19 protein-coding genes are annotated in these 24,701 nt (G+C 60.2%); 5 read left to right on the top strand and 14 right to left on the bottom strand.

The genetic code is table 11. From position 1 onward, the window contains the following. The first annotated feature begins 137 nt into the window (after positions 1-137). Positions 138-977 carry a hypothetical protein gene (locus AEQ67_RS20970; protein ID WP_152974886.1) on the top strand — a complete coding sequence of 280 codons (840 nt, stop codon included), beginning with the start codon at positions 138-140 and terminating at the stop codon, positions 975-977. Positions 978-1,027: 50 nt separating this feature from the next. Here AEQ67_RS20970 and AEQ67_RS20965 read toward each other — a convergent pair whose 3' ends face one another. From AEQ67_RS20965 to AEQ67_RS20900, 14 genes are all read right to left on the bottom strand, one after another. Then, positions 1,028-1,624, bottom strand: a complete 597-nt coding sequence (locus AEQ67_RS20965) for a MarC family protein (protein ID WP_059405740.1) — start codon at positions 1,622-1,624, stop codon at positions 1,028-1,030. Between the two features lie 64 nt (positions 1,625-1,688). Then, positions 1,689-4,466, bottom strand: coding sequence for a hybrid sensor histidine kinase/response regulator (locus AEQ67_RS20960; protein ID WP_059405739.1), 2,778 nt, complete (start codon positions 4,464-4,466; stop codon positions 1,689-1,691). A 99-nt stretch (positions 4,467-4,565) separates the two neighbouring features. Further along, positions 4,566-5,861 (bottom strand): phosphoribosylamine--glycine ligase, encoded by a 1,296-nt coding sequence (gene purD / locus AEQ67_RS20955; protein WP_059405738.1) that lies wholly within the window; start codon positions 5,859-5,861, stop codon positions 4,566-4,568. Between the two features lie 172 nt (positions 5,862-6,033). Continuing rightward, positions 6,034-7,641, bottom strand: a complete 1,608-nt coding sequence (purH, locus tag AEQ67_RS20950) for a bifunctional phosphoribosylaminoimidazolecarboxamide formyltransferase/IMP cyclohydrolase (protein ID WP_059405737.1) — start codon at positions 7,639-7,641, stop codon at positions 6,034-6,036. Positions 7,642-7,722: 81 nt separating this feature from the next. Next, positions 7,723-8,043, bottom strand: coding sequence for a DNA-binding transcriptional regulator Fis (fis, locus tag AEQ67_RS20945; protein ID WP_007907419.1), 321 nt, complete (start codon positions 8,041-8,043; stop codon positions 7,723-7,725). Beyond that, a complete protein-coding gene (gene dusB / locus AEQ67_RS20940; RefSeq protein WP_059405736.1) occupies positions 8,040-9,050 on the bottom strand; it encodes a tRNA dihydrouridine synthase DusB in 1,011 nt (336 codons plus the stop codon). The genes fis and dusB overlap by 4 nt, the downstream gene beginning before the upstream one ends. A gap of 185 nt (positions 9,051-9,235) precedes the next feature. Then, positions 9,236-10,441: a DUF3426 domain-containing protein gene (locus tag AEQ67_RS20935; protein WP_059405735.1), complete on the bottom strand. Its 1,206-nt coding sequence runs from the start codon at positions 10,439-10,441 to the stop codon at positions 9,236-9,238. Between the two features lie 30 nt (positions 10,442-10,471). Next, complete coding sequence (gene prmA, locus AEQ67_RS20930) at positions 10,472-11,350, bottom strand: 50S ribosomal protein L11 methyltransferase (RefSeq protein WP_059405734.1); 879 nt, start codon at positions 11,348-11,350, stop codon at positions 10,472-10,474. Positions 11,351-11,623: 273 nt separating this feature from the next. Continuing rightward, positions 11,624-12,982: an acetyl-CoA carboxylase biotin carboxylase subunit gene (accC, locus tag AEQ67_RS20925; RefSeq protein ID WP_017336341.1), complete on the bottom strand. Its 1,359-nt coding sequence runs from the start codon at positions 12,980-12,982 to the stop codon at positions 11,624-11,626. Between the two features lie 17 nt (positions 12,983-12,999). After that, positions 13,000-13,461, bottom strand: a complete 462-nt coding sequence (gene accB / locus AEQ67_RS20920) for an acetyl-CoA carboxylase biotin carboxyl carrier protein (protein WP_054044024.1) — start codon at positions 13,459-13,461, stop codon at positions 13,000-13,002. 48 nt (positions 13,462-13,509) lie between these two features. After that, the gene (gene aroQ, locus AEQ67_RS20915) at positions 13,510-13,962 is read right to left on the bottom strand and encodes a type II 3-dehydroquinate dehydratase (protein ID WP_059405733.1); all 453 of its coding nucleotides are present in this window, start codon (positions 13,960-13,962) and stop codon (positions 13,510-13,512) included. Between the two features lie 131 nt (positions 13,963-14,093). Next, complete coding sequence (locus tag AEQ67_RS20910) at positions 14,094-15,833, bottom strand: protein-disulfide reductase DsbD (RefSeq protein ID WP_059405732.1); 1,740 nt, start codon at positions 15,831-15,833, stop codon at positions 14,094-14,096. A 168-nt stretch (positions 15,834-16,001) separates the two neighbouring features. Then, on the bottom strand, positions 16,002-17,948 hold the full coding sequence (locus AEQ67_RS20905) for a methyl-accepting chemotaxis protein (protein ID WP_059405731.1): 1,947 nt from the start codon (positions 17,946-17,948) through the stop codon (positions 16,002-16,004). 52 nt (positions 17,949-18,000) lie between these two features. Continuing rightward, the gene (locus AEQ67_RS20900) at positions 18,001-19,671 is read right to left on the bottom strand and encodes a GGDEF domain-containing protein (protein WP_059405730.1); all 1,671 of its coding nucleotides are present in this window, start codon (positions 19,669-19,671) and stop codon (positions 18,001-18,003) included. Positions 19,672-20,104: 433 nt separating this feature from the next. Between AEQ67_RS20900 and AEQ67_RS20895 the strand changes: the two genes are divergently transcribed. The 4 genes from AEQ67_RS20895 to speA all read left to right on the top strand — a co-directional run bounded on the left by AEQ67_RS20895 (position 20,105) and on the right by speA (position 24,574). Continuing rightward, entirely contained in the window at positions 20,105-21,172 is a 1,068-nt protein-coding gene (locus AEQ67_RS20895) for a DUF2333 family protein (RefSeq protein ID WP_059405729.1), read from the top strand. A 3-nt stretch (positions 21,173-21,175) separates the two neighbouring features. After that, complete coding sequence (locus AEQ67_RS20890) at positions 21,176-21,733, top strand: NUDIX hydrolase (protein WP_059405728.1); 558 nt, start codon at positions 21,176-21,178, stop codon at positions 21,731-21,733. A gap of 341 nt (positions 21,734-22,074) precedes the next feature. Further along, complete coding sequence (locus AEQ67_RS20885; protein ID WP_059405727.1) at positions 22,075-22,446, top strand: translation initiation factor Sui1; 372 nt, start codon at positions 22,075-22,077, stop codon at positions 22,444-22,446. Between the two features lie 214 nt (positions 22,447-22,660). Further along, a complete protein-coding gene (speA, locus tag AEQ67_RS20880; protein ID WP_059405726.1) occupies positions 22,661-24,574 on the top strand; it encodes an arginine decarboxylase in 1,914 nt (637 codons plus the stop codon). The last annotated feature ends 127 nt before the right edge of the window (positions 24,575-24,701 follow it).

The raw sequence follows: 24,701 nt of genomic DNA, 5'->3' as shown, positions 1-24,701 counted from the left end.
TAATGAGTGGCCGGCGCAATGCCGGCCATATCAAATTAAATACTTTGCTGTTGGCTTGTTAGTGGCGAGCGCTATCGGCTTTGCGAAATATTTTAAATAACATTGATGTTCTACCGGTTTGACTGTGGAAGATCTGGTTGTTAGGTTCTAGTGGTCTGCATGAAGCAGGCTTTATTAATAACAGGGTAGTGATCAAGATGAATGCAAGCGCAACTATTGATGCAACTTTCGACTATGCGGCGCAGCTGAAGTATTTTGGGTTGACCGAGGCGCCGACAGTATTAACGCGTAGAAAACGCATGGCACACCTAAGCAGTCTTTCTGAAACAGCCGGCGGTGAGTCGGCTGCCGTTTTGGGTTCGACTGTCGCTGCTTACGATCAAGCATTGTCGGAGGATGATCGCCAGGCATTCGATGACACGATTCTTTATGCGGAAATCCGTGCCGACAAACTGTTCAATCGTGAAACCCAGCGTCGTGAGTGGTATGGCGAGTACAGCAAGGCAGTGACGAATTGCGGTTGGCCGACCGTGAACGACCCGTACAAGGAGTACGTCAGTCAGGAAGTTGATCTCACGTTGGATGAGGCGGCCCTGAAGATTATCGCGCTGGTCGCAGGCGCCGATAAGTTGCAAATTCTGCCGTTGATCTCTGCAGCCTTTAATGCTCTGGAGAAAAATGACGGGGCGATCAAGTTGGTGGAACTTAAAAGCAAAAAGAACAAAGCCGCAAACTTCCAGGCCGTTCCCTGTGTTTCGTTGGGAGGCCGGCCTACGATGATTGCATGTGCCATGCAAATGGAGTCCCGCGAGATAATTACCAAAGTGTTGTTTTTCAAGTTTCGAAAAGAAGACATCAGGCTGTATAACGCCGCTACACGTCGGACGTTGAATCGACGAGCTTATAACGTGGTCAAGGATATTATTCAGTCAGAGGTCGACAAGAGCCGGCTGGCGTACTTCAAGACTCCGCTGTAAATCTTTGCGAGAACTTCGGGGCTCGAAGTTCTCGCCTTTTTGTGGCGCCGTCATGGCACCAGATACCCCTTCACCCCGGTGAAAATAATCTGCGCCGCCAGTGCGCAGACGAACAACCCCATCAAGCGGCTGACAATCTGCAAACCCTGGTCGCCGAGAATGCGCTCGATGCGGTTGGACAGGTAAAGCACCACGCCGACCGTGAAACTGGCCAGGGCAATACTGATGATCGCGGTGAGCTTGTCGTCCCAGTGCGGCTGGCTCACGCCCATCACCAGCAAGGCGCCGATGGTGCCGGGGCCGACCGTCAGCGGGATGGTGAGCGGGACGATAGTCACGTCCTGTTGCACGTTGTCGGTCTGCACCGCCGACTTGCCCTGGGCCATGCCCAGCGCCGAGATAAACAGCACGCTGCCGGCACCGATGCGGAACGCGTCCACGGTGATGCCGAAGACACTGAAAATCACCCGCCCGAACAAATACAGCAAGACGCTGGAGACCAGCGTGGCGGTCGCCACTTTCCAGGCCAGCCGACGTTGTTCCTTGCGCGAATAGCCGCGGGTAAGGCTGATGAAGCAGGACAAAACGAAGAATGGGCTGTAGAGCACCAGCATCTTCAGGTAAACGCTGAACAACACGTGGAGCATGGTGCAAGCTCACTGGCGAGGGAAGTCGAGGGGGAGTCTATCAGGCGCTGCGGGGTCTGTCGGCTCAGGACGTTTGAGTCGCCGCGCGGTTCTGCTGATCACGCTGGGCAACCCAGTGCTCGATCAGATCGCGCAACTGCGACAGCTCGACCGGCTTGGCCATGTGCCCGTCCATGCCGGCCTGACGCGCGCGTTCTTTATGCTCGGCGAGGATGTGTGCGGTCAGCGCCACCACAGGGGTGCGAACCCGCTGGTTGCCGACTTCCCAGGCACGCAATTGCTGGGTCGCCGAGAAGCCGTCGAGGATCGGCATTTCGCAATCCATCAGCACCAGGTCGTAACGCTGGGCTTTCATTGCCTGCAAGGCTTCTTCGCCATTGCTGGCGGTGTCCGGCTGCAGGTTGAGTTTGCCGAGCATGCCACGAATAACCTTGGTCGAGATGCTGTTGTCTTCGGCCACCAGGATGCGGAAGTCGCTGGGGACCTTCACCGGCAGGGTCGGGCCGGTGGGCAGGTGCGGCGACACGGTGAGGCCTTTGTTGCGCTGATTCAGTTCATCCGCCAACGTGGTCTTGAGGGTGTAGCCGGCCACCGGTTTGGCGAGGATGCGTTTGATCCCGGAGTTGCGCGCGATGATCTTGCTCGGCGCATTGCTGATGCCGGTGAGCATGATCAGCAGGATGTCGTGGTTCAGGCTCGGGTCTTCCTTGATCTTGGCCGCCAGTTGCATGCCGGTCATGCCAGGCATGTTCTGGTCCAGCAGGACCACGTCGAAGTAGTCGCGCAGGTGCGCCTTGGTGCGCAGCAGCGCGAGCGCTTCTTTGCCGGACGCTACGGCACTGACGTTCAGGCCCCAGGCACTGCACTGTTGCACCAGCACCTTGCGGCAAGTGTCGTTGTCGTCCACCACCAGCACCCGTGCACCCTGCAGCGGACCATCGAGGTCGGAGGTCGGGTGTTCGAGGCGGTCAGGGTCCAGCGGCAAGGTCAGCCACAAGGTGCTGCCCTGGCTGCTGCCACTCTTGATGCCGAATTCCCCGTGCATCAAGCGAATCAGTTGACGGGCGATCACCAGCCCCAGATTACCGCCCAGGCGAGTGGCCGAGAGGAAGTTTTTGCTGTGCAGTTCGGCGTGCATCAGTGCGTCGCGTTCTTCGGCATCCATGGGTTCGCCGCTGTCCTGCACGGCGATGCGCAGGCGCGGCTTGGCGCTGCGTTCGTCCAGGGCGACGACGATCAGGATTTCGCCTTCGTCGGTTTTCTTCAGGGCGTTTTCCAGCAGGCTCAGCAAGGTCTGGCGCAAGCGCGTCGGGTCACCGCTGATGACCCGCGGGACTTGCGGCTGGATAAAGCTGATCAGCTCGACGTTCTGCTGCTCGGCCTTGGCGCGGAAGATGCTCAGGCAATCTTCGATCAGTGCATTGAGATCGAACTGCACATCGTCCAGCTCAATCTGCCCGGATTCAAGCTTGGAGATGTCGAGAATCTCGTTGATCAGGGTCAGCAGTTCATTGCCGGCGCTGTGGATCGTTTGCACATAGTCGCGCTGCTTGACCGAGAGCGGTGTGCCGAGCAGCAGCTCGGTCATGCCCAGCACGCCATTCATCGGCGTGCGGATTTCGTGGCTGATCTTCGCCAGGAATTCGGCCTTGGCGTTGATCTCGGCGTTGCTGGCCGCGAGGTCACGGCTGACGCTGAAACGGTCCTCGGTGATGCTGCGCTGGCGTTCGCTGAGGGCAATGCTCATCAGCAGGCCGCTGATGCAGATGAACGCCAGCAAGGTGGTAATCAGGCCATGCGGTTCAATCAGGGTCAGCCCCAGCAGGGCCGGCAGGATAATCAGCGTCCCGAGGTTGAACACCACCATGGCCGCCACGAACAGCCGCGCCGGGCGATAGCCTTTCTGCCAGTGAAAGGCGCTGACGAACAACATGGTCAGGCCCGCGAGGGCGACCAGCGCGTAGGTAATGATGTTCAGCGGCAGCGTGTTGACGAACAGCAGCAGCAGGCCGCAGACAATGATGAACAGGATGTCACCCAGCAGCACTTTGTTCAGCGGGTGCGGGCCCAGCGGTGCGAAGAAACGATAGGCGAACATCAGGCCGCACGGTGCGGTCATCAGCAAGGCGAGGTAAGCGCCGGGTGTTTGTATCGCGTGCCAGTTCGGCAACCATGGCCCCACCAGGTTCAGCAGCAGCGCCAGGCTGAGCATCAGCAGTGCTTCGCAGCTTGCCAGCCAGAGACTGCTGCGCGAACGGGTGTAGGCGTAACGGATGAGGTTGTGCAGGATCAGCATGCCGATGCAGCCGAACAACAGACCGTAGATCAGCGTCTGATTCTGGTTGGCTGCGGTCGTGACCGCCGATTGCAGGGTGATAAAGGGCCTCAACTGGTGATCGGAGACCAGTCGCAGGTAAACGTCGAGGGGTTTGTCGCTTTGCGGCAACGGCACCATGAAGTCGCTGCTGGGCAGTGGTCGCTCGCCTTGGGGCTGCTGGGTGCCGGTGTTCAATTGCTCGATCAGCGTATCGTTGTCCAGCACATACAGATTGAAGTGCGACAGGTCTGGAGCGAATACCCGCAGCAATTGTTCGTGCTTGCCGGGCGCTAGCCTGAAACGCAGCCATAACGCACCCTCGGGCTCGGCTGCGGTGAGGCGGTCGAGGTCAATGGGACTGAATTGATTGGTGTAGCGAGCAGAACGGATGTCGCTCAGCTGCAGGTCGCCCTGTTCGTCGAGCAATACCGCCCAGCCACTGCCTTGCGCGGCCTGGGCCGGGAGCATGCAGAGCAAGGTCAGCAGAGTGACGGTTAAACCTATGGCAATCCTGAGCCAGCGCACGGCGAAATCCCTTCGTAGGTTGATGCCAGAATATAACTATGCGCGGCGCCCGAATAGTCCGGCAAGGGCCCAACGCCCTTGCCTCGCCGAATGGCGGGTCTATTCCTGATTTTCACCACGCTCGCGGGCAATGGCACGGTAGCCAATGTCCTTGCGATAGAAACAGCCTTCCCAGTCGATCTTGGCTGCCAGCTTGTAAGCCTGCTGCTGGGCAGCATCGACGCTGGCACCCATGGCCGTGGCGCACAGTACCCGACCACCGGCCGTTACCACCTGACCGTCCTTGAGCGCAGTACCGGCGTGGAAGACTTTGCCTTCCAGTGCCGCGGCAGCATCGAGACCGTTGATGGCCACGCCTTTAGCGTAGTCGCCAGGATAGCCGCCTGCGGCCAGCACGATACCGACACTCGGACGTGGATCCCATTGCGCTTCGACCTTGTCCAGGGCTTGCGCCAAGGCTGCTTCGACCAGCAACACCAGGCTCGACTGCAAGCGCAGCATCACCGGTTGGGTCTCAGGGTCGCCGAAACGGCAGTTGAATTCGATAACTTTTGGGTTACCAGCTTTGTCGATCATCAGGCCGGCGTACAGGAAACCCGTGTAGACATTGCCTTCCTCGGCCATGCCGCGCACGGTCGGCCAGATCACCAGGTCCATGACGCGCTTGTGCACTTCGCTGGTGACGACTGGCGCCGGGGAGTAGGCACCCATGCCGCCGGTGTTCGGACCGGTGTCGCCATCGCCGACGCGTTTGTGGTCCTGGCTGGTGGCCATCGGCAATACGTTCTTGCCGTCGACCATGACGATGAAGCTGGCTTCTTCGCCGTCGAGGAACTCTTCGATCACTACGCGCGAACCGGCTTCGCCGAACGCATTGCCCGCCAGCATATCGCGCACGGCGTCTTCGGCTTCGGCCAGGGTCATGGCGACGATCACGCCTTTGCCGGCGGCCAGGCCATCGGCCTTGATCACGATCGGCGCGCCTTTTTCACGCAGATAAGCCAGGGCTGGCTCGATCTCGGTGAAGTTCTGGTATTCGGCGGTCGGAATCTTGTGGCGAGCCAGGAAGTCCTTGGTGAAGGCTTTCGAACCTTCCAGTTGCGCGGCGCCAGCGGTCGGGCCGAAGCAATCGAGGCCGCGGGAGCGGAACAGATCAACCACGCCCGCCACCAGCGGCACTTCCGGGCCAACGATGGTCAGGGAAACGTTTTTCTCGGCAAAATCGGCCAATTGCTCAAGGGCCAGCACGTCGATGGCGACGTTCTCGCACTTGGCTTCAATGGCGGTGCCGGCGTTGCCGGGGGCCACGAAAACTTTCTGCACGCGCGGATCCTGAGCCACTTTCCAGGCCAGGGCGTGTTCACGGCCACCGCTGCCAATGATCAAAACATTCATTTCAAAAAACCTCGGATGACGCTAATTCTGGAAGGCACCCCGCGGGGTGCCTGCATCTGCCATACACCGAACCTGTAGGAGCGAGGCTTGCCCGCGAAGGCATCACCCCGGTTTCATTGATGCACCGCGGCGGCCCTTTCGCGGGCAAGCCTCGCTCCTACAAGAGCAACAATCAGTGACGGAAGTGGCGCATGCCGGTGAAGACCATGGCGATGCCGGCTTCGTCAGCGGCTGCGATCACTTCGTTGTCACGCATCGAGCCGCCCGGCTGGATCACTGCAGTGATGCCGACCTTGGCCGCATTGTCCAAACCGTCGCGGAACGGGAAGAACGCGTCGGAGGCCATTACCGAGCCTGCCACCTGCAAACCGGCGTGTTCAGCCTTGATCGCAGCGATACGCGCGGAGTTCACGCGGCTCATCTGGCCAGCGCCGACACCGATGGTCTGGCGGTTCTTGGCGTAGACGATGGCGTTGGATTTAACGTACTTGGCGACTTTCCAGGCGAAGATCAGGTCGTTGATTTCCTGTTCGGTCGGGGCGCGTTTGGTCACGACTTTCAGGTCATCGGCGCTGATCATGCCGATGTCGCGGCTCTGCACCAGCAGGCCACCGTTGACGCGTTTGTAGTCCCAGGCAGCAGCGCGATCAGCCGACCACTCGCCGCAGGCCAGCAGGCGTACGTTGGCTTTGGCAGCGACGATGGCGCGAGCTTCTTCGCTGACGCTCGGGGCAATGATCACTTCGACGAACTGACGCTCGACGATCGCCTTGGCGGTTTCTGCATCCAGTTCGCGGTTGAACGCGATGATGCCGCCGAATGCCGATTCGGTGTCGGTGGCGTAGGCCAGTTCGTAGGCCTGGCGGATGCCGCCTTCGGCGTCCGGGCTCACGGCCACGCCGCACGGGTTGGCGTGCTTGACGATCACGCAGGCTGGCTTGACGAAGCTCTTCACGCATTCCAGCGCGGCGTCGGTGTCGGCCACGTTGTTGTACGACAGCTCTTTGCCTTGCAGTTGGGTCGCGGTGGCGATGCCGACTTCGGCCGGTTTGGCTTCCACGTAGAACGCCGCGCTTTGGTGCGGGTTCTCGCCGTAGCGCATTTCCTGAGCCTTGACGAACTGGCTGTTGAAGGTGCGCGGGAACTCGCTGCGGCCTTCGGTGCTGAGGGTTTCAGCCGCCTGGTTCACGGTGCCCATGTAGTTGGCGATCATGCCGTCGTAGGCCGCGGTGTGTTCGAAGGCCTTGAGCATCAGGTCGAAACGCTGAGCGTAGGTCAGGCCGCCGGCCTTGAGGCCTTCCAGCACATTGGCGTAATCGCTGGCATTGACCACGATGGCCACGTCTTTGTGGTTCTTCGCTGCCGAACGAACCATGGTCGGGCCACCGATGTCGATGTTCTCGATAGCGGTCGGCAGGTCGCAGCCTGGTTTGGAGATCGTTGCTTCGAACGGGTAGAGGTTGACCGCAACCAGGTCGATCGGCTTGATGCCGTGCTCGTTCATGATCGCGTCGTCGATACCGCGACGACCGAGGATCCCGCCGTGGATTTTCGGGTGCAGGGTTTTCACCCGACCGTCCATCATTTCTGCGAAACCGGTGTAGTCCGCGACTTCCACTGCAGCAACACCGTTGTCGCGCAGCAGCTTGAACGTCCCGCCGGTGGAGAGGATCTCGACGCCCAGGGCTTCAAGCTCTTTGGCGAATTCGAGGATCCCGGTCTTGTCGGAAACGCTGATCAAGGCGCGGCGGATCGGCAGGCGGGTAGTCTGGTCGGTCATTTCAATTTCCATCAAAAGCAAAGGAGTCAGCAAAAAAGGCGACCGGTTTTACGCGGGCGCCTTTCTGGTTTGATTGAATGCTTACAGCAAATCGTACTGCTTGAGTTTCTTGCGCAGCGTGCCTCGGTTCAGCCCGAGCAGCTCGCTGGCCTTGGTCTGGTTGCCCTTGACGTAATTCATCACGCACTCGAGCAGGGGAGCCTCGACTTCGGAGAGCACCAGGTTGTACACATCCGTGACGGCAGCGCCCTCAAGGTGGGCGAAATAATTGTGCAGCGCCTTCTCGACACTCCCGCGAAGGGTCTGACCTTCTTCGCTCGGCGTATTGAGGTGCTGTTTCAAATTCACGTTGTCGCTCACGGGTGTTGTTCCACTCACTAAAGTCTCGGTCATCATCGTCATGCGGCCACCCACTCTCCGTCCCCTGCCAGGCTCTTATAACGTTCGGCGAAGAAGCCCTGAACGTTGGCGCATTGTGCTTCCGTATCTTCCAAACGATTGAAGTGGGCGCGAAACTCCCTGGCGCCCGGCAAGGTTGCGAGATACCAGCCCACATGCTTTCGAGCAATGCGTACGCCCATCACGTCTCCATAGAAAACGTGTAGCGCAGCCAGATGCTCTAGCAGAATGCGTTCCACCTCGATCAGCTCCAGCGCCGGGAGTTTCTCGCCGGTACGCAGGAAATGGTCGATCTCACGAAAAATCCATGGCCGCCCCTGGGCAGCCCGGCCTACCAACAGGCCATCGGCACCGGTCGCGTCGAGCACGTACCGGGCCTTCTCTGGCGAATCGATATCGCCGTTGGCGAAGACCGGCATCGACACTGCCTGCTTGATCGCGGCGATGGTGTCGTACTCGGCTTCACCGGTGTACAGATCGGCACGGGTGCGGCCATGCACCGCCAGCGCCGTAATGCCTGCCTGCTCGGCGATCTTCGCCACGGTCAGGCCGTTCTTGTTGTCCCGGTCCCAGCCGGTACGGATCTTCAGGGTGACCGGCACATCAACCGCGGCCACGACAGCCTGCAGGATCTCGGTGACCAGTGCTTCATCCTTCAACAGTGCGGAACCGGCGGCCTTGTTGCAGACCTTCTTCGCCGGACAACCCATGTTGATGTCAATAATCTGTGCGCCCAGTTCGACGTTGGCCCGGGCCGCATCCGCCAGCATCTGTGCATCACCACCGGCGATCTGTACCGAGCGTGGCTCGGGATCACCTTCGTGGATCATGCGCATGCGCGACTTGCGGGTGTTCCACAAACTCATGTCGCTGGTGACCATTTCCGAGACTACTAGCCCTGCGCCCAATCGCTTGCACAGCTGACGAAAGGGTTGATCGGTGACGCCCGCCATGGGGGCGAGGATCAAGCCGTTGTGCAATGTGTATGGACCGATGCGTACCGCCGACATAGGACTTCCCTGTTGTGGGGCCGGATCATGAGAGTTCGAAAAAGGGTTGGCATGATACCCGCTCTCGATGACTGGATAAAGGCTGAATTGAACAAAATCTGAACAGTTATTCTGTTATCGCCAGCGGTTTGGTCTGAGCGGTCTCTGTCAGAAATGTGCCGTCAAAGCCGTAACACTGAAGCGTTTCACTCGGGTGAGTGGAAGCTCAGGCTGTAGTTCACGGCTTTCGCGCCTGGGTCGAGAATGTCCAGTGCGATGTGGATCGGCGTTTGTGGTGGCATTTCGGCCATGCCTTCGAGATCGCCGTTGAGGTACTCGCCGGGCTTGAAGCGACGGCTGGCGATCAGGTGACCGTTGAGGTCGGCGAAGCGCAGTTCCAGCAGCGGGAAGGGCTGGGAGAACGGGGCGCGGTTGTAGATGATCGCGTCGACCACCAGTGCGCCGCTGAAGTCCGGGTGGCTGCGGACCACCAGGTTGCTGCTTTTGATTTTCGCGATGTCGACTTTGGACGGCACGGTGCAGCCGATTTGCGGGCACAGTTGCTGGAACCACGGACGGTACTGGTCCTGACGCGCCAGTTCGTCGAAGTGGTAGGCAACGTACTGGCCGGCGAGCGCGGCGGCGCCAAGCACAATCAGCAGCACCCAGAAAAACCGGCGACCCCAGGGTGAGCGGCGTTTTTGCCAATCGAGTTGCAGCGGGTCGTCGGTCAGGTCGTGCAACGCTTCCACGCGGACAGCCGGTTCGCGCTTCTTGCGCAGGGGCTCGATCGAAGGCAGGTCGTCGTCGATCTCGTCGGTCGCCGATAGGCGTTCGTGATGCAGCGGGGCGTCGAGTGGGTCGTGCAGGCGCAACTGTGGTGGCTGCGGCTCATCGTCGAGTTCCACCGGTTCGAGGGACAGCGAAGGTTCGGTGCGCTCGTGATTGCTCGGTTCAAGCTCCAGTTCCGGCAAGTCATCTTCAGCCGCCTGTGCACGATCGGCAGCCGATTCACTGAAGAGGCTGTCGGACCAGGGCTCTTCGGTCTCGGCGTGATCGCGTCGCGCGCTCAGGCTGTCTTCGCGGTGCCGACCGAATTCCGTGGTCGGCTGGATTTCCCGCTGTTCGAGACGGGCGAGTTCTTCGTCCAGATCGAGGCTGTCCAGATCCAGTTCGGCGGCGGTCCATTGCTTCTGGCTGATGGCGCGCTGTTCCGGTTGCTCGACAATGGCCGGGGCCACCGGCGCGGGCGCATCTTTGCCGACCCGTTGCTCAAGCAACTGCTTGGCGGCGTTGAACACCTGCAAGCACGAGCCGCAACGAACCACTCCACGGGCCACGCTCAATTGAGAATGGCTGACGCGGAAGCTGGTTTGGCAATGCGGGCACTGGGTGACGAAGCTGTCGGTCATGCGGCGATCCGGTTTATGCAGGCGCCCATTCTAGCGCCGACGGCCAGTGATGCGCACCCAGCCATCGCGATTGGCGATCGGGTCCAGATCGAAGTCCTGAGCGTAGGCCTTGGCGACGTCTTCACCTTGCTCGGCGAGGATGCCCGACAGCGCCAGACGGCCGCCCGGCTTGACCAGGCTGGACAATTGCGGCGCCAGGGAAACCAGTGGGCCGGCCAGAATGTTGGCGACCAATACGTCGGCTTGAACCTGCGGCAGATCTTCCGGCAGATACAGCGGGAACAGTGCTTCGGCAATGTTATTGCGCCCGGCGTTGTCGCGGGATGCTTCCAGCGCCTGCACGTCAATGTCGGTGCCGACGGCTTCCTTCGCACCCAGCAGCAGGGCGGCAATCGCCAGGATCCCCGAGCCGCAACCGAAGTCCAGGACGTTGCAGTCTTTCAGGTCCTGACCGTCGAGCCATTCCAGGCACAGCGCAGTGGTCGGGTGGGTGCCGGTGCCGAACGCCAGGCCCGGGTCCAGCAGAATGTTCACAGCGTCGGGTTCAGGGGCGGCGTGCCAGCTTGGGACGATCCACAGGCGTTGACCGAAGCGCATTGGCTGGAAATCGTCCATCCAGCTGCGTTCCCAATCCTGGTCTTCGATGACTTCGCTGTGATGCTCGGGCAGCGGGCTACCGGTCAGCAACTCAAGGTGGGCCAGCACGCTGGCGGGCTCGGTGCCACCTTCGAACAGCGCCAGCAGGTGCGTGTGGGACCACAGCGGGGTGGTATTGAGTTCCGGTTCGAAAATCGGCTGATCTTCGGCGTCCATAAAGGTCACCGATACGGCGCCCACTTCAAGGAAAGCGTCTTCGTAGGTTTCGGCTTGTTCTGGGCTGATGGCGAGACGGACTTGCAGCCAAGGCATGGCGGGCACCTTTGAAAAATATTGATTGCAGCCTAGCGGGCTGCGAGAAGCGCGCAAGTTTACGCGAGCGCGCGGTAGAAGACGATAAGGCGGATGCATGCTCTTCGTAGGAGCGAGGCTTGCCCGCGAAGAACGATGACAAGGTAAGCCTGCAGAACCGTAGCGTCTGGTTCGCGGGCAAGCCTCGCTCCTACAGGGGGTTGTTGCGGATGATATGAAATGTCCAGAAACAACAAAGCCGCCCGAAGGCGGCTTTGTTGATCGGGCTAAAGCTTAGTGCTTGTCGCCAGCCAGCTTGTGTTCCAGGTAGTGGATGTTGATTCCACCTTTGCAGAAGCCTTCGTCGCGGACCAGGTCGCGGTGCAGCGGGATGTTGGTCTTGATCCCGTCGACAACGATTTCGTCCAGCGCATTGCGCATGCGCGCCAGGGCTTCGTCACGGGTTGCGCCGTAGGTGATCAGCTTGCCGATCAACGAGTCGTAGTTCGGCGGAACGGCATAACCGCTGTACAGGTGCGAATCGACGCGAACGCCGTTGCCGCCTGGCGCGTGGAAATGCTTGACCGTGCCCGGGCTTGGCATGAAGGTTTTCGGGTCTTCGGCGTTGATCCGGCATTCAAGTGCGTGACCGCGGATGACGACGTCTTCCTGGGTGTACGACAGCTTGTTGCCAGCGGCGATGCTGAGCATCTCCTTGACGATGTCGATGCCGGTGACCATTTCCGAAACCGGGTGCTCAACCTGAACGCGGGTGTTCATTTCGATGAAATAGAACGCGCCGTTCTCGTACAGAAACTCGAAAGTGCCTGCGCCACGGTAGTTGATGTCGATGCACGCCTTGACGCAGCGAGCGAGGACTTCGGCGCGAGCTTTCTCGTCGATGCCCGGTGCCGGCGCTTCTTCGAGAACCTTCTGGTGACGACGTTGCAGCGAGCAATCGCGGTCTCCCAGATGGATCGCATGACCCTGGCCATCGGAAAGCACCTGGACTTCCACGTGACGTGGGTTGGTCAGGAATTTTTCCAGATAGACCATCGGGTTGCCGAACGCCGCGCCCGCTTCGGAGCGGGTCAGTTTCGCCGAGGAGATCAGGTCTTCTTCTTTATGCACAACGCGCATGCCGCGACCACCGCCGCCGCCAGCGGCTTTGATGATCACCGGGTAACCGACTTCGCGACCAATGCGCAGAGCGGTTTCTTCGTCTTCCGGCAGCGGGCCGTCGGAACCCGGAACGGTTGGAACGCCTGCAGCGATCATGGCGTGCTTGGCCGATACCTTGTCGCCCATCAGGCGAATGGTGTCGGCTTTCGGGCCGATGAACGCGAAGCCGGAGTTTTCCACCTGTTCGGCGAAGTCGGCGTTTTCCGCAAGGAAACCGTAGCCTGGGTGAATGGCGGTAGCGCCAGTCACTTCAGCGGCCGCGATGATTGCCGGAATGTGCAGGTAAGAGTGGGCGGCCGAGGCCGGACCGATGCAGACGGATTCGTCTGCCAGGCCCAGGTGCATCAGCTCTTTGTCAGCCTTTGAGTAAACGGCGACGGTCTTGATGCCCATCTCTTTGCAGGCGCGCAGGATGCGCAGGGCAATCTCACCGCGGTTGGCGATCAGAACTTTTTCCAACTTCGCAGTCATCAAAGTTTCTCCGCGGTTCAAACGATGGTGAACAGCGGTTGGTCGTACTCAACCGGCTGGCCGTCTTCGACGAGGATGGATTCGATCACACCGCTGGTTTCAGCTTCGATGTGGTTCATCATCTTCATCGCTTCAACGATGCACAGGGTGTCGCCTTTCTTCACGGTCTGGCCCACTTCAACGAAGGACGGCGAGGACGGCGAGGATTTGCGATAGAACGTACCGACCATCGGCGAACGGGCAACGGTGCCGTTCAGCACTGGCGCGGCCGGAGCAGCAGGCGCGGCAGCGGCAACCGGGGCAGCAGCAACAGGCGCTGGCGCCGGAGCATGCATTGGAGCCGGTGCGTAATACTGCTGAGCCGGGGTCTTGCTGTGGCGGCTGATGCGTACGGACTCTTCGCCTTCCTTGATCTCGAGTTCGTCGATGCCGGACTCTTCCAGCAATTCGATCAGTTTCTTAACTTTACGGATATCCATGAATCATCAACTCCCAAGGGTCGGTCAGGGGCGTTTAACGCTTGTAGTTCAAGTCGTTGCCTGTGTTTCAAGCTGTTCTAGCGCGGCCTCCAGGGCCAGTCGGTAACCGCTGGCGCCAAGGCCGCAGATCACTCCCACCGCAACGTCGGAGAAGTAAGAGTGATGGCGGAAAGGTTCGCGTTTGTGCACGTTAGACAAATGCACTTCGATGAATGGGATGCTCACCGCCAGCAGCGCGTCACGTAATGCGACACTTGTGTGCGTAAAAGCTGCTGGGTTGATCACAATGAAGTCCACACCTTCGCTGCTGGCAGCGTGGATGCGATCGATCAATTCATACTCGGCGTTGCTTTGCAGGTGCAGTAGATGGTGGCCGGCTTCACGGGCACGGCGTTCCAGGTCCTGGTTGATCTGCGCCAGCGTCGTAGCGCCATAGGTGCCCGGTTCGCGGGTGCCGAGCATGTTCAGGTTGGGTCCGTGCAGAACCAGTAGCGTCGCCATCTGCTGTTCCTTGTTATCTGTGTGCAATTGTCAGAACCCGGCGACTATGCCGCAAAGCCTTTGTGACTGTCCAGTTCTATGCAATAGCCAGCACGATAGCCGATGTTTGCGCGAAATATATGACCGAGCGATTAAATCCGGTCATTTGCTTTCGAAACACGTTCGGCGAAGTCCGTGGCGTTGATCTCGCCAATGACCCGGACATCCGCACGTTCGACGCCGTCTTTGCCAAAAAACATCAATGCCGGAGGGCCGAACAGTTTGTAGCGATCGAGCAGAGCGCGTTGTTCGGCGTTGCTGGCGGTGATGTCGAAGCGGATCAGTCGATAGCCCTTGAGGCGTTCGACGACCTTGGCGTCGTTTAGTACCTCATGCTCGATGACTTTGCAGCTGATGCACCAGTCGGCATACCAGTCGAGCAGCAGCGGCATGCCGGAGATTTTGCCTTCGGCGAGGACGCGATCCAGTTCGGTGGGCGTGCTGATGGTTTGCCAGTTGCTACTGTCCTGCGATTGTCCGCTGCTCGTGACGATGCGCGGCTGGCCAATCGGGTTCAGCGGATCGGTCTGGCCACTGAACGCGCCATACCAGCAGGCCAGCGCGTAAAACAGCAGGAACATCCCGAGCAATTGCCCCAGGCGTTTTCGCGGCGGTTTGTAGACGAACTCCAGCGCGCCCATGAACAACCCGACTCCACCGGACAGCAAGCCGATCAGCAGCAAGGTGATCTGGCCCGGCATGATTCGACTGAGCAGACCGATCGCCAGCCCCAGCAACAACACGCCAATAGCGTTTTTCACATAGATCAGCCACGGCCCGCTTTTCGGCAGCCAGGCGGCACCGCCGGTGGCCACCAGCAATAACGGCGCACCCATGCCGAGGCCAAGCATGAACAGTTTCAATCCGCCGCCGAGCGCATCGCCGCTGGCGCTGATGTACAGCAGCGCGCCGGCCAGCGGCGCCGAGACGCAGGGCGAAACCAGCAGGCTCGAAACCACGCCCAGCACGGCTGCGCCCCACAATGAGCCACCTTCGGTGCGGCCGGCGATACGGTCCAGCCGACTGCTGATGGCGTGCGGCAACTTGAGTTCGAAGACGCCGAACATCGCCAGGGCAAACACCGCAAAAAACAAGGCGAACGGCACCAGCACCCAGGCTGATTGCAGTCGCGCCTGAAGATTGAGCTGCGCGCCGAACATCCCCATCAACGCCCCCAGCAGGGCGAAGCACGCAGCCATCGGCAGCACGTAAGCCAGGGACAGATTGAAACCGCGCAAACCACCGACCTGACCACGCAAGACCACGCCGGACAGGATTGGCAACATCGGCAGTACGCAAGGGGTGAACGTCAGGCCGATCCCGGCGAGGAAAAACAGTGCGAGTTCTCGCCAGCCCCAACTTGTTGTGGCGCTGCCGGTGCCGTCGATACTCAGGCGTTCGGTCTCGGGCGGATAGCACAGGCCTTTGTCGGCGCAGCCCTGATACGTCACGGCGAGGGTGAAGGCACGTGGATCGGTGCGCGGCAGTTCTACGTCGAGAATGCCGTGGTAAACCTCGACGTCGCCGAAGTACTCGTCGTGCTTCTGTTCACCCTTGGGCAGTTGCACCGTGCCCAGGCTGACATCGACGGGATCGGCGCGAAATTGAAAGCGATGGCGATAGAGGTAGTAACCCTCGGTTGCGACGAAACGCAGCTTGATCGATTGCGGCGTGCTTTCTACCAGGCTCAGTTGAAAGGCTTCGCGCACCGGCAGGAAGTCGGCGCTGTTGTTGATCGAGCCCAGGGTGGAACTGGGCCGACTCTCCAGCAACCCGGCGGCGGTGGCCGGCAGGGCGAGCATTAAAAGCAGCAGGCAAAGCAAACGGCGCATGACAATCTCGCGTATCGGAGTTGGGGGCATGATAGCGGACAGTCGTGCGGATTGCCCCCGACTGTAGGAGCGAGGCTTGCCCGCGAAGAACGATAACGCGGTTTGCCTGAAAGACCGCGTCGCCTGGTTCGCGGGCAAGCCTCGCTCCTACAGGGTTGCGGCGGTCTGTCAGACGCGGAAGGCTTGAACGGCTGTATGCAACCGCCCGCCCAACACCAACAAATTTTCCCCTTGCTCACGCCCCTGGCCGATGCGCAGCAGGTTATCCCCGCCCAATTGGTGAATCCGCTCACTGTGATCACGGATTTCGCTGACAGCGCCACTCTGCTGGGCCGTGACATCGGCAATGCGCACGGCGGTGTCGGAAATGGTCTGGATCGCGCCGACGATTTTATCCAGCGCGCCGTCGGCCGCTTGCGCCTGATTAGCGGTGGCCTCGGCATGTTCGACCTGGGCGCGCATGCCTTCCACCGATTGCCGCGCGGCGGGTTGCAGACCGGCGATCAAGGTCTGGATTTCCGCTGTGGCGCCGGCGGTGCGTTGCGCCACTGAGCGAACTCCCTCAGCCACCCCCGCAAACCCCCGGCCCATTTCCCCGGCGCGGGCCGCTTCGATAGCCGCGTTCAGGGCCAGCAGGTTGGTCTGGTCGGCAATCGAACGAATCACCGTCAACACGCCGCCAATGGTGGCCGACTCCTCGGCCAGGTGCTCGATCATCTGCGCATTGCCTTGCACTTCGCCGACCAGCGCATGCAGGCCGGTCAGGCTCAGGCCGATGACTTTCTGCCCATGCTCCACCGCCAGCCCGGCATGGCGACTGGCATCGGCGGCCTGGCTGGCATCACCGGCGACTTGCTGGATGGTCGCTTCCAGTTCGCCGAGGGAATCGCGGATCAGTGCGGTGTCGCCGGCCTGATGTTCGGCGCCGCTGTGCAGGTCGTTGCTCAGCTCGGCCAGGGTGCGGCTGCTGCCGGCGACCTGCTCGGCGTTGAGGCGAATGGTCCCCACCAGGTCCACCAGATAGGCGCGCAAGCGGTTGAGCGAGGCTTGGATATCATGCAGTTCGCGATTGGTCTTGCCCAATTCAATGTCCCGGCTGAAGTCGCCTTCGGCCCAGGTCGAGAGCGCCGGCGCCAGGTTGGTCAGGGTTCGGGCCAGGCGTCGTTGCAGGGTATCGATGAGCAGCGCGATCAGCAGAATCAGGCCGATCATCAGCCCTTGCATCAGCCGCACTTCGCTCTGGATCTGCCCGTGCTGGGCGCGAACCACCGGTTCCAGCCCGGCGATGGCCTGCTGCACGGCGGTGATTTTCAGGTGAGTCGCTGCGCTCAGGTCGGCGCGTTTCTGGATCTGTTCGCGGGTGCGCGTCAGCTCGGCCGGGTAGCGGGTGAGGAGGCTGTTGAGTTCACGCTTGAGGCCGACACCTGCGTCTTCGGCGACGGTTTTTTCAGTGTTCTCCAGGCCCATCATCGCCGCGAAATCATCCGTGTTCGATTCACTGCTGCTGGTCACACCCAGCAACGGCAAGGCCTCCAGTAGCTCAGCCTGGGAGCGGATGTTGCCGACTTCACGCTCGACATCGGCGGCCAGTTCGCTGCGACCGCTGCTGACCAGTTTGTCCCGGGCCAGAGACAGTTTGCCCAGGTGCTGGGACGCGGCGAGCAATGGCGTCAGGTAGGCGCCGTTGGCGCTGGCGTATTGGCTGAGCTGATCGAGGCTGGCGCCCAGTTCCCGTTCGGCTTGCAGCAGCAATGCCTGCGGGTCGCCTGCGAGTTTGCCGGCGGCGAGCAGGTCGGTTTTGCTGAATTCATTGAGGTTGGTCAGGCTCGGACGCAGGCTTTCGGCCAATGCCGGTGGCAGTTCGCCGAGTTGCTTTTGCAGACTGTCGATGGCCTGGCTGGCGCTGCTCAGGCGCAGGGCATCGCCGCTGGCGAGGTAATCCTCGATGTTGCGCGCGACTTCGTTTTGGAATTGTTGAGACAAACCCAGGTAACGCTCCATCAACAGATAAGGGCGCTCCAGGGCTTTTTGCGACCACCAAAGGGTCGCGCCGAGGGCCACGCAGACGGCGACTAAAAGGAGGGTATTGAGATTGGTCAGCAGCTTCAGGCGCATCGCGGGTCTACCAACGGCAGAATGGTAAGCGCCTGAAGTTATTGCGTTTGTGTTACAGGGTTATGACCGAGAGGGTCGTTTCCGATGAAAAGGTGGCACTTTGCTTTGACGTTCGCGCGGCTTGCACGCGATTGCGTCCGGCATGTTTGGCGCGGTACAGCGCCTCGTCTGCCTGGCTGGCCATCATCAGACCGTCGGTGTTTTCGCACAACTCGACCACCCCGGCACTGAAGGTGCACCACAAGTCCTGGGGCTGAGCAGGGTAGTGAATTTCGGCGAAGCGCTGACGGATTTCATCCAGGACTTTATAGGCCGATTCGAGATCCGTGTCCGGCATGACGATGGCGAATTCTTCGCCGCCGTAACGGCCAATGAAGTCAGTCTTGCGCAGGCGTTGCTTGAGGAACAGCGCCAGGCTCTTGATCACCCGATCGCCCATGGGATGGCCGTGGCTGTCGTTGACCCGTTTGAAATGGTCGATGTCGAGCATCGCAAAACTCAACGGCTTGTCTTCGCGGCGAGCGCGGAAGCTGCAGTCTTCGAGCAATTGCAGAATGTGCGTGTGGTTGTACAGCCCGGTGAGGCTGTCGCGGACCATCCGTGCCTTGAGATTGCGTGCCCGTGCCGCGCGGTTGCGCACGGTGGTGATCAGGTGGCGCGGCTTGATCGGTTTGGTCAGGAAGTCGTCGCCGCCTTCGCTCATGGCGTCGAGTTGCTTGTCCAGGTCGTCTTCGGCCGAGAGGTAAATGATCGGCACGCTGACGTATCGGTCGTTATGGCGGATCACCTTGGCCCGTTCAGTACCGGTGCAGGCCGGCATGTACATGTCGGGGATGATCCGGTCCGGCTGGGAATCCGCCAGTTCGGCCATCGCCTGGGTCGGCTCGGTCCAAGTCCGGGGGACGATTCCGGCGCTGTTCAACAGGCGTTCGGTGTGCAGCGCCTGGGCGCGCGAGTCGTCGATGATCAGCACTTTATAAGGTTCGTACTGGGCGACGCAGGTCAGGACTTCGATTTTCTCCAGCAGGCTCGAGGCTTCGAGGGTGCCGGTCAGAAACTCCTGGCCACCGGCACGCACGGCGGCGAGTCGGGTCGGTGTGTCGGTTTCGTGCAGGCTGAAAAACAGCAATGGCAAGGGTTCATCCAGACCAATCTGGGCCTCGGCGGCCAGTTTCAGGCCGATACCAGTGCCACTGAAGTCCACGTCCATGACGATCGCCGCTGGCAAGCGTTCGACCATCGAAGAGCGGAACGCCGCTACGCTGTCCAGGGACTGGGCGCTGAGCCCGAAGAATTCCAGTTGCTTGGCCAGGCGCTCGGCACGGTCGTGATCCTGCAGCATCACGTAGATCGGCTTGCGCAGTGGCGGCAGGAAGGTTTGCTCGAGCTGGTCGCCATGACGCAGCCCGGTGCGAGACAGGCGCTGCATCAAGCGATTGAGGTCAGTGATCAGTCCGCTGCTCAGGCGTCCGCGATTGGCGTCGACAGCCTCCAGCGACTGGCCGATGTGGCGCGCCAGTTGGGTGTGTTCCGGTTGTTCGAAGCGCTCGGCAAAACGCAGCAGGCGCAGGTTGGCCTCGCTCAGTTCCGATAGGTCGGTGGTGGACCACTCACTGCGTTGCAGGCGTTGCCAGATCTCAAGAATTTGACGTGCCTGATGAATTACCCGCTGGGCAAAGTGGTGCTTGAGGCGCTCACGGCTGGGGTCTTCTGGCTCGGTCATATCCTGACTACTAGTTAGGGTGCATGCTGAGGTCGACTGGTGGCTCTATGCTAGCACCTCTTTTGTATGGGATGAGTGTCGTACGTCAATAATCTGTAATGCGACGCCATTCAGTTTGTGACCAGGCAGTCGGATAGTGCAGGGCTGTGCGTCTACCTGTAGCAGCTGGCGAAGCCTGCGTTCGGCTGCGAAGCAGTCGTGAAATCAGGCAATGCGGTCTTTCAGGATTACCTCGCGCTCAGTTTACGACTGCTTCGCAGCCGAACGCAGGCTTCGCCAGCTGCTACAAAGTGTGCGCTTCATTTATAGTGTCGCGTCGACGATGCGATTGTGTGGCTCGTTGCTGCGCGCAGATTAATGCGCGGCAAACGAGGCACGATGGCGTAGGGTTGTGGTCGAACCGATGAACTCAAGTGATTGAAAGGATATCGCCATGCTGGACTGGAAGAACCGCGCGGGCAGTGCGCCTGAACGTGCTGCTGAACCGAAATCGGCCACCCGCAGTTATTTTGGCGGCCTGTTGTTCAGCCGGGCGCTGGCCACTCTGATCGGCCTTTATCTGCTGGTGGCGATTGCCCTGGGCTGGTACTGGAGTCAGGAGCCTGCCTTGTTCCCGGTTCAGCAAAATGCCCAACTGGCCGCCGAGAAAGAAGGCAAGCAGATGGTCATCGGCTACACCACGGTCGAAACCCTCAAGACCGTTGCCGGTACGTTGCTGACTAAGCCGGGTGGCTATATTTCCAACGACCGGTTCCCGCCAGGCCTGTGGATGGACAACACGCCGAGCTGGGAATATGGCGTGCTGGTCCAGGTGCGTGATTTGAGCCGTGCGTTGCGTAAAGACTTCGCCCGTTCCCAGTCGCAGTCCACCGAAGACGCTGATTTGGCCAAGGCTGAACCGCGTTTCAACTTCGACAATAAAAGCTGGGTGCTGCCGTCCAGTGAGTCCGAATATCAAGAAGGCATCAATTCCCTGAGTCGTTATCAGGCACGCCTGTCCGATCCGAACCAGAAGAGCGCGCTGTTCTATGCTCGCGCCGACAACCTGAACAACTGGCTGGGCGATGTCGGGACTCGTTTGGGGTCGTTGTCGCAACGGCTGTCGGCCAGTGTTGGCCGGGTCAAGCTCAATACCGCGTTGAAAACTGAAGTCGTGGCTCCGGGTCAGGTGCCGCAGGTTGACGAAGAAATCGTTGAAACCCCGTGGATGCAGATCGACAACGTGTTCTATGAAGCCCGCGGTCAAGCCTGGGCCTTGTCTCATCTGCTGCGCGCCATCGAAGTCGACTTCGCCGATGTGCTGGCCAAGAAGAACGCCACGGTCAGCGTGCGCCAGATCATTCGTGAACTGGAAGCGTCGCAAGAACCGGTGTGGAGCCCGATGATCCTCAACGGCAGCGGTTTCGGTGTGCTGGCCAACCACTCGCTGGTCATGGCCAACTACATTTCCCGGGCCAACGCCGCGGTGATCGATTTGCGTCAACTGCTCAATCAGGGCTGAGTCATGGTCGATAGCGCCAGAGAAGCCGCCCATCGCGCGGCTTCGGATGCCGAACAGATCGCCTGGGTCGACGAGCAGGACAACCTGCTCGGCGCTCTGGTCCGCTCAGACCTGCGCGAGCGTGGGCTGATCGGGCGCGGCACTTATATAATGCTGTTCAATTCGGCCGGTGAGCTTTGTGTACATCGGCGCACCCTGAGCAAAGCGATTTATCCCGGTTTCTGGGACGTGGCGGCCGGAGGCATGGTGCTCGCCAGCGAAACCTACGCCGAATCGGCGGCCCGTGAGCTTGAGGAAGAGTTGGGGGTGAGCGGCGTGGAACTGACCGCCCATGACCATTTCTTCTTTGAAGACACCGGGAATCGCCTCTGGTGTTCGGCGTTTTCGGCGGTGTGGGATGGTCCGTTGATCCTGCAACCGGAAGAAGTGCTCGAGGCCCGCTTTATCGCCATCGACCAGGTCATGCTCGAAATCCAGCAAAAGCCTTACTGCCCGGACTCTCTGGCTGCGTTGAAGCGCTATCTTCGGGCTCGTGGGCAAGACGTCGCAAAAGAGGCATAAATTGGCGCCGATTGGCTCTTAGCAAGTCGGCTTTTTGCCGTTACACTGCGCGACCTTTTCAAACTGAACCGGCATTGCTTGTTGTAGGAATGTAGGAGCCGTAGGGGTCGTAGGAGCTGTCGAGTGCAACGAGGCTGCGATCTTTTGATTCTGTTTTTAAAAGCAAGATCAAAAGATCGCAGCCTCGTTGCACTCGACAGCTCCTACGCTCCTACATTCCTACGCTCATGCACCGATGTATAACGGTTCAGTAGCGCTGCCCCTGCCTGAGTGGGGCTTCGCGGTCGATGGCACTTGCCCAAGTGCCGCGACCAGTCTTTGTCCTCCCAAGAGGATTGCCGGTGGCCAAAAAAGCCGCATCCTTCGCCGCCCTTGGTGGCCTGGTATTTTCCACCGACGCAGGTCGTCATTGCCCGGATTGCAGTAAACCGGTGGACGCCTGTATCTGCAAACAGACCGTTATCCCGGCCGGCGACGGCATCGCTCGCGTGCGTCGCGAAAGCAAGGGCCGTGGCGGCAAGACGGTGACCACCATCACCGGCGTGCCGTTGGCCGAAGACGCGCTCAAGGACCTGGCCACGACGTTGAAGAAACGTTGCGGGACGGGCGGGGCGTTGAAAGACGGAATCATCGAAATCCAGGGCGATCATGTCGAGCTACTCTTGAGCGAGCTGATCAAACTCGGTTTCAAAGCGAAGAAGTCCGGCGGCTAGCAGCCTCTGTGAAAACCACCCTCGGCTTGATCCGGTCCTGACAACAGGCCTGGCGTCGTCTACATGGTTTTCACAGAGCCTGTTCTGACTGGTTTCTAAACTCACCGCGGTCGGCGAGGTCTATCCCCTCGTTGACGAACCGTCATTTTCATTCTTTAGACTGCGCCGGCCTGAACTCAGGCGACGCACTATGACTTCTTTATAGGGGACTTCGATGTCCGTACGACGCACACGTAAAGACGATGGCAGCCAATGGACAGTTGCGGACAGCCGCAGTGTTTACGGGATCCGCCATTGGGGGGCCGGGTATTTCGCGATCAATGACGCCGGTCGCGTCGAAGTTCGCCCGAACGGTCCGACCAGTTCGCCTATCGATCTCTTCGAGCAAGTCGACCAGCTGCGCAAGAGCGGCTTGTCCTTGCCATTGCTGGTGCGTTTCCCGGACATCCTGCAGGACCGCGTGCGTCAGCTGACGGGTGCGTTCGATGCCAACATCGAGCGTCTGGAATACCAGAGCAAGTACACCGCGCTGTATCCGATCAAGGTCAACCAGCAAGAAGCGGTGATCGAAAACATCATCGCCACCCAGGACGTGTCCATCGGCCTGGAAGCCGGCTCCAAGCCTGAGCTGCTGGCCGTGCTGGCGTTGGCGCCGAAGGGCGGCACCATCGTTTGCAACGGTTACAAGGACCGCGAGTTCATTCGTCTGGCGCTGATGGGCCAGAAACTCGGCCACAACGTGTTCATCGTGATCGAGAAAGAATCCGAAGTTGAGCTGGTGATCGAAGAAGCCGCGTCGCTGAAGGTCAAGCCTCAGGTTGGCCTGCGCGTGCGCCTGTCGTCCCTGGCCTCATCCAAGTGGGCCGACACGGGCGGTGAGAAATCCAAGTTCGGTCTGTCGGCGGCGCAACTGCTGTCGGTGGTCGAGCGTTTCCGCGCGGCGGGCCTGGATCAGGGCATTCGCCTGCTGCACTTCCACATGGGCTCGCAGATCGCCAACCTGGCGGACTACCAGCACGGCTTCAAGGAAGCGATCCGTTACTACGGTGAATTGCGCAACCTCGGCCTGCCGGTGGATCACATCGACGTCGGCGGCGGTTTGGGCGTGGACTACGACGGTACGCACTCGCGTAACGCCAGCTCGATCAACTACGACATGGACGATTACGCCGGTGTCGTGGTCGGGATGCTCAAGGAATTCTGCGACGCGCAGAGCCTGCCGCACCCGAACATTTTCTCCGAGAGCGGCCGTTCCCTGACCGCGCACCACGCCATGCTGGTGGTGCAAGTGACCGACGTCGAGAAGCACAACGACGACGTGCCGCAAATCGAGAACAAGGAAGCACTGCCGGAAACCGTGCAGTGGCTGGTGGACCTGCTGGGTCCGACCGACATCGAAATGGTCACCGAGACCTACTGGCGCGCCACTCACTACATGAGCGATGTGGCGACCCAATACGCCGATGGCAAGCTGACCCTGGCCGAGAAAGCCCTGGCCGAGCAATGCTACTTCGCCGTGTGCCGTCGCCTGCACAACTCGTTGAAAGCCCGTCAGCGTTCCCACCGCCAGGTGCTGGACGAACTCAACGACAAGCTTGCCGACAAATACATCTGCAACTTCTCGGTGTTCCAGAGCCTGCCGGACACCTGGGCCATCGGCCAGGTCCTGCCGATCCTGCCGCTGCACCGTCTCGACGAAGAGCCGCTGCGTCGTGCGGTGCTGCAGGATTTGACCTGCGACTCCGACGGCAAGATCAAGCAGTACGTCGACGAGCAGAGCATCGAAACCAGTCTGCCGGTGCACGCGCTGAACGAGGGTGAAGACTACCTGCTGGGGATCTTCCTGGTCGGCGCTTACCAGGAAATTCTCGGCGACATGCACAACCTGTTCGGTGACACCGACTCAGTGAACATCTACCAGAATGCGGACGGCAGCGTGTACCACGCGGGTATCGAAACCCACGACACCATCGAAGACATGCTGCGTTACGTGCATTTGTCGCCGGAAGAGCTGATGACCCACTACCGTGACAAGTGCGCCAGCGCCCGCATCACGGCCGCCGAACGCACCCAGTTCCTCGATGCCTTGCGTCTGGGCCTGACCCGTTCGTCTTACCTGTCTTCTTGAGGTAAGTCGTCGCTGCCATCAGGTTGTCTGAAAATGTTCCGCACGCTGCGGAAATTTCAGATGACCTGGTGCGGTGACTCTCTCTTTCCAAGCGAAACGCCCTACGCTCCCGGCGATCCAAGCCATA

The sequence above is a fragment of the Pseudomonas sp. RIT-PI-q genome (assembly GCF_001297125.1).
GTDB lineage: Bacteria > Pseudomonadota > Gammaproteobacteria > Pseudomonadales > Pseudomonadaceae > Aquipseudomonas.
This window is presented reverse-complemented; position numbering and strand designations above follow the sequence as displayed.

What these genes read in the sequence shown, in the direction of transcription:
- AEQ67_RS20895 (WP_059405729.1), top strand. Translation starts at nt 20,105, where the DNA reads ATGCTGGACTGGAAGAACCGCGCGGGCAGTGCGCCTGAACGTGCTGCT.
- dusB (WP_059405736.1), bottom strand. Translation starts at nt 9,050, where the DNA reads ATGTCGGCGGTACGCATCGGTCCATACACATTGCACAACGGCTTGATC.
- AEQ67_RS20965 (WP_059405740.1), bottom strand. Translation starts at nt 1,624, where the DNA reads ATGCTCCACGTGTTGTTCAGCGTTTACCTGAAGATGCTGGTGCTCTAC.
- prmA (WP_059405734.1), bottom strand. Translation starts at nt 11,350, where the DNA reads ATGCCTTGGCTGCAAGTCCGTCTCGCCATCAGCCCAGAACAAGCCGAA.
- AEQ67_RS20910 (WP_059405732.1), bottom strand. Translation starts at nt 15,833, where the DNA reads ATGCGCCGTTTGCTTTGCCTGCTGCTTTTAATGCTCGCCCTGCCGGCC.
- fis (WP_007907419.1), bottom strand. Translation starts at nt 8,043, where the DNA reads ATGACGATGATGACCGAGACTTTAGTGAGTGGAACAACACCCGTGAGC.
- AEQ67_RS20935 (WP_059405735.1), bottom strand. Translation starts at nt 10,441, where the DNA reads ATGACCGACAGCTTCGTCACCCAGTGCCCGCATTGCCAAACCAGCTTC.
- purD (WP_059405738.1), bottom strand. Translation starts at nt 5,861, where the DNA reads ATGAATGTTTTGATCATTGGCAGCGGTGGCCGTGAACACGCCCTGGCC.
- AEQ67_RS20905 (WP_059405731.1), bottom strand. Translation starts at nt 17,948, where the DNA reads ATGCGCCTGAAGCTGCTGACCAATCTCAATACCCTCCTTTTAGTCGCC.
- AEQ67_RS20890 (WP_059405728.1), top strand. Translation starts at nt 21,176, where the DNA reads ATGGTCGATAGCGCCAGAGAAGCCGCCCATCGCGCGGCTTCGGATGCC.
- aroQ (WP_059405733.1), bottom strand. Translation starts at nt 13,962, where the DNA reads ATGGCGACGCTACTGGTTCTGCACGGACCCAACCTGAACATGCTCGGC.
- accC (WP_017336341.1), bottom strand. Translation starts at nt 12,982, where the DNA reads ATGACTGCGAAGTTGGAAAAAGTTCTGATCGCCAACCGCGGTGAGATT.
- accB (WP_054044024.1), bottom strand. Translation starts at nt 13,461, where the DNA reads ATGGATATCCGTAAAGTTAAGAAACTGATCGAATTGCTGGAAGAGTCC.
- purH (WP_059405737.1), bottom strand. Translation starts at nt 7,641, where the DNA reads ATGACCGACCAGACTACCCGCCTGCCGATCCGCCGCGCCTTGATCAGC.
- AEQ67_RS20900 (WP_059405730.1), bottom strand. Translation starts at nt 19,671, where the DNA reads ATGACCGAGCCAGAAGACCCCAGCCGTGAGCGCCTCAAGCACCACTTT.
- speA (WP_059405726.1), top strand. Translation starts at nt 22,661, where the DNA reads ATGTCCGTACGACGCACACGTAAAGACGATGGCAGCCAATGGACAGTT.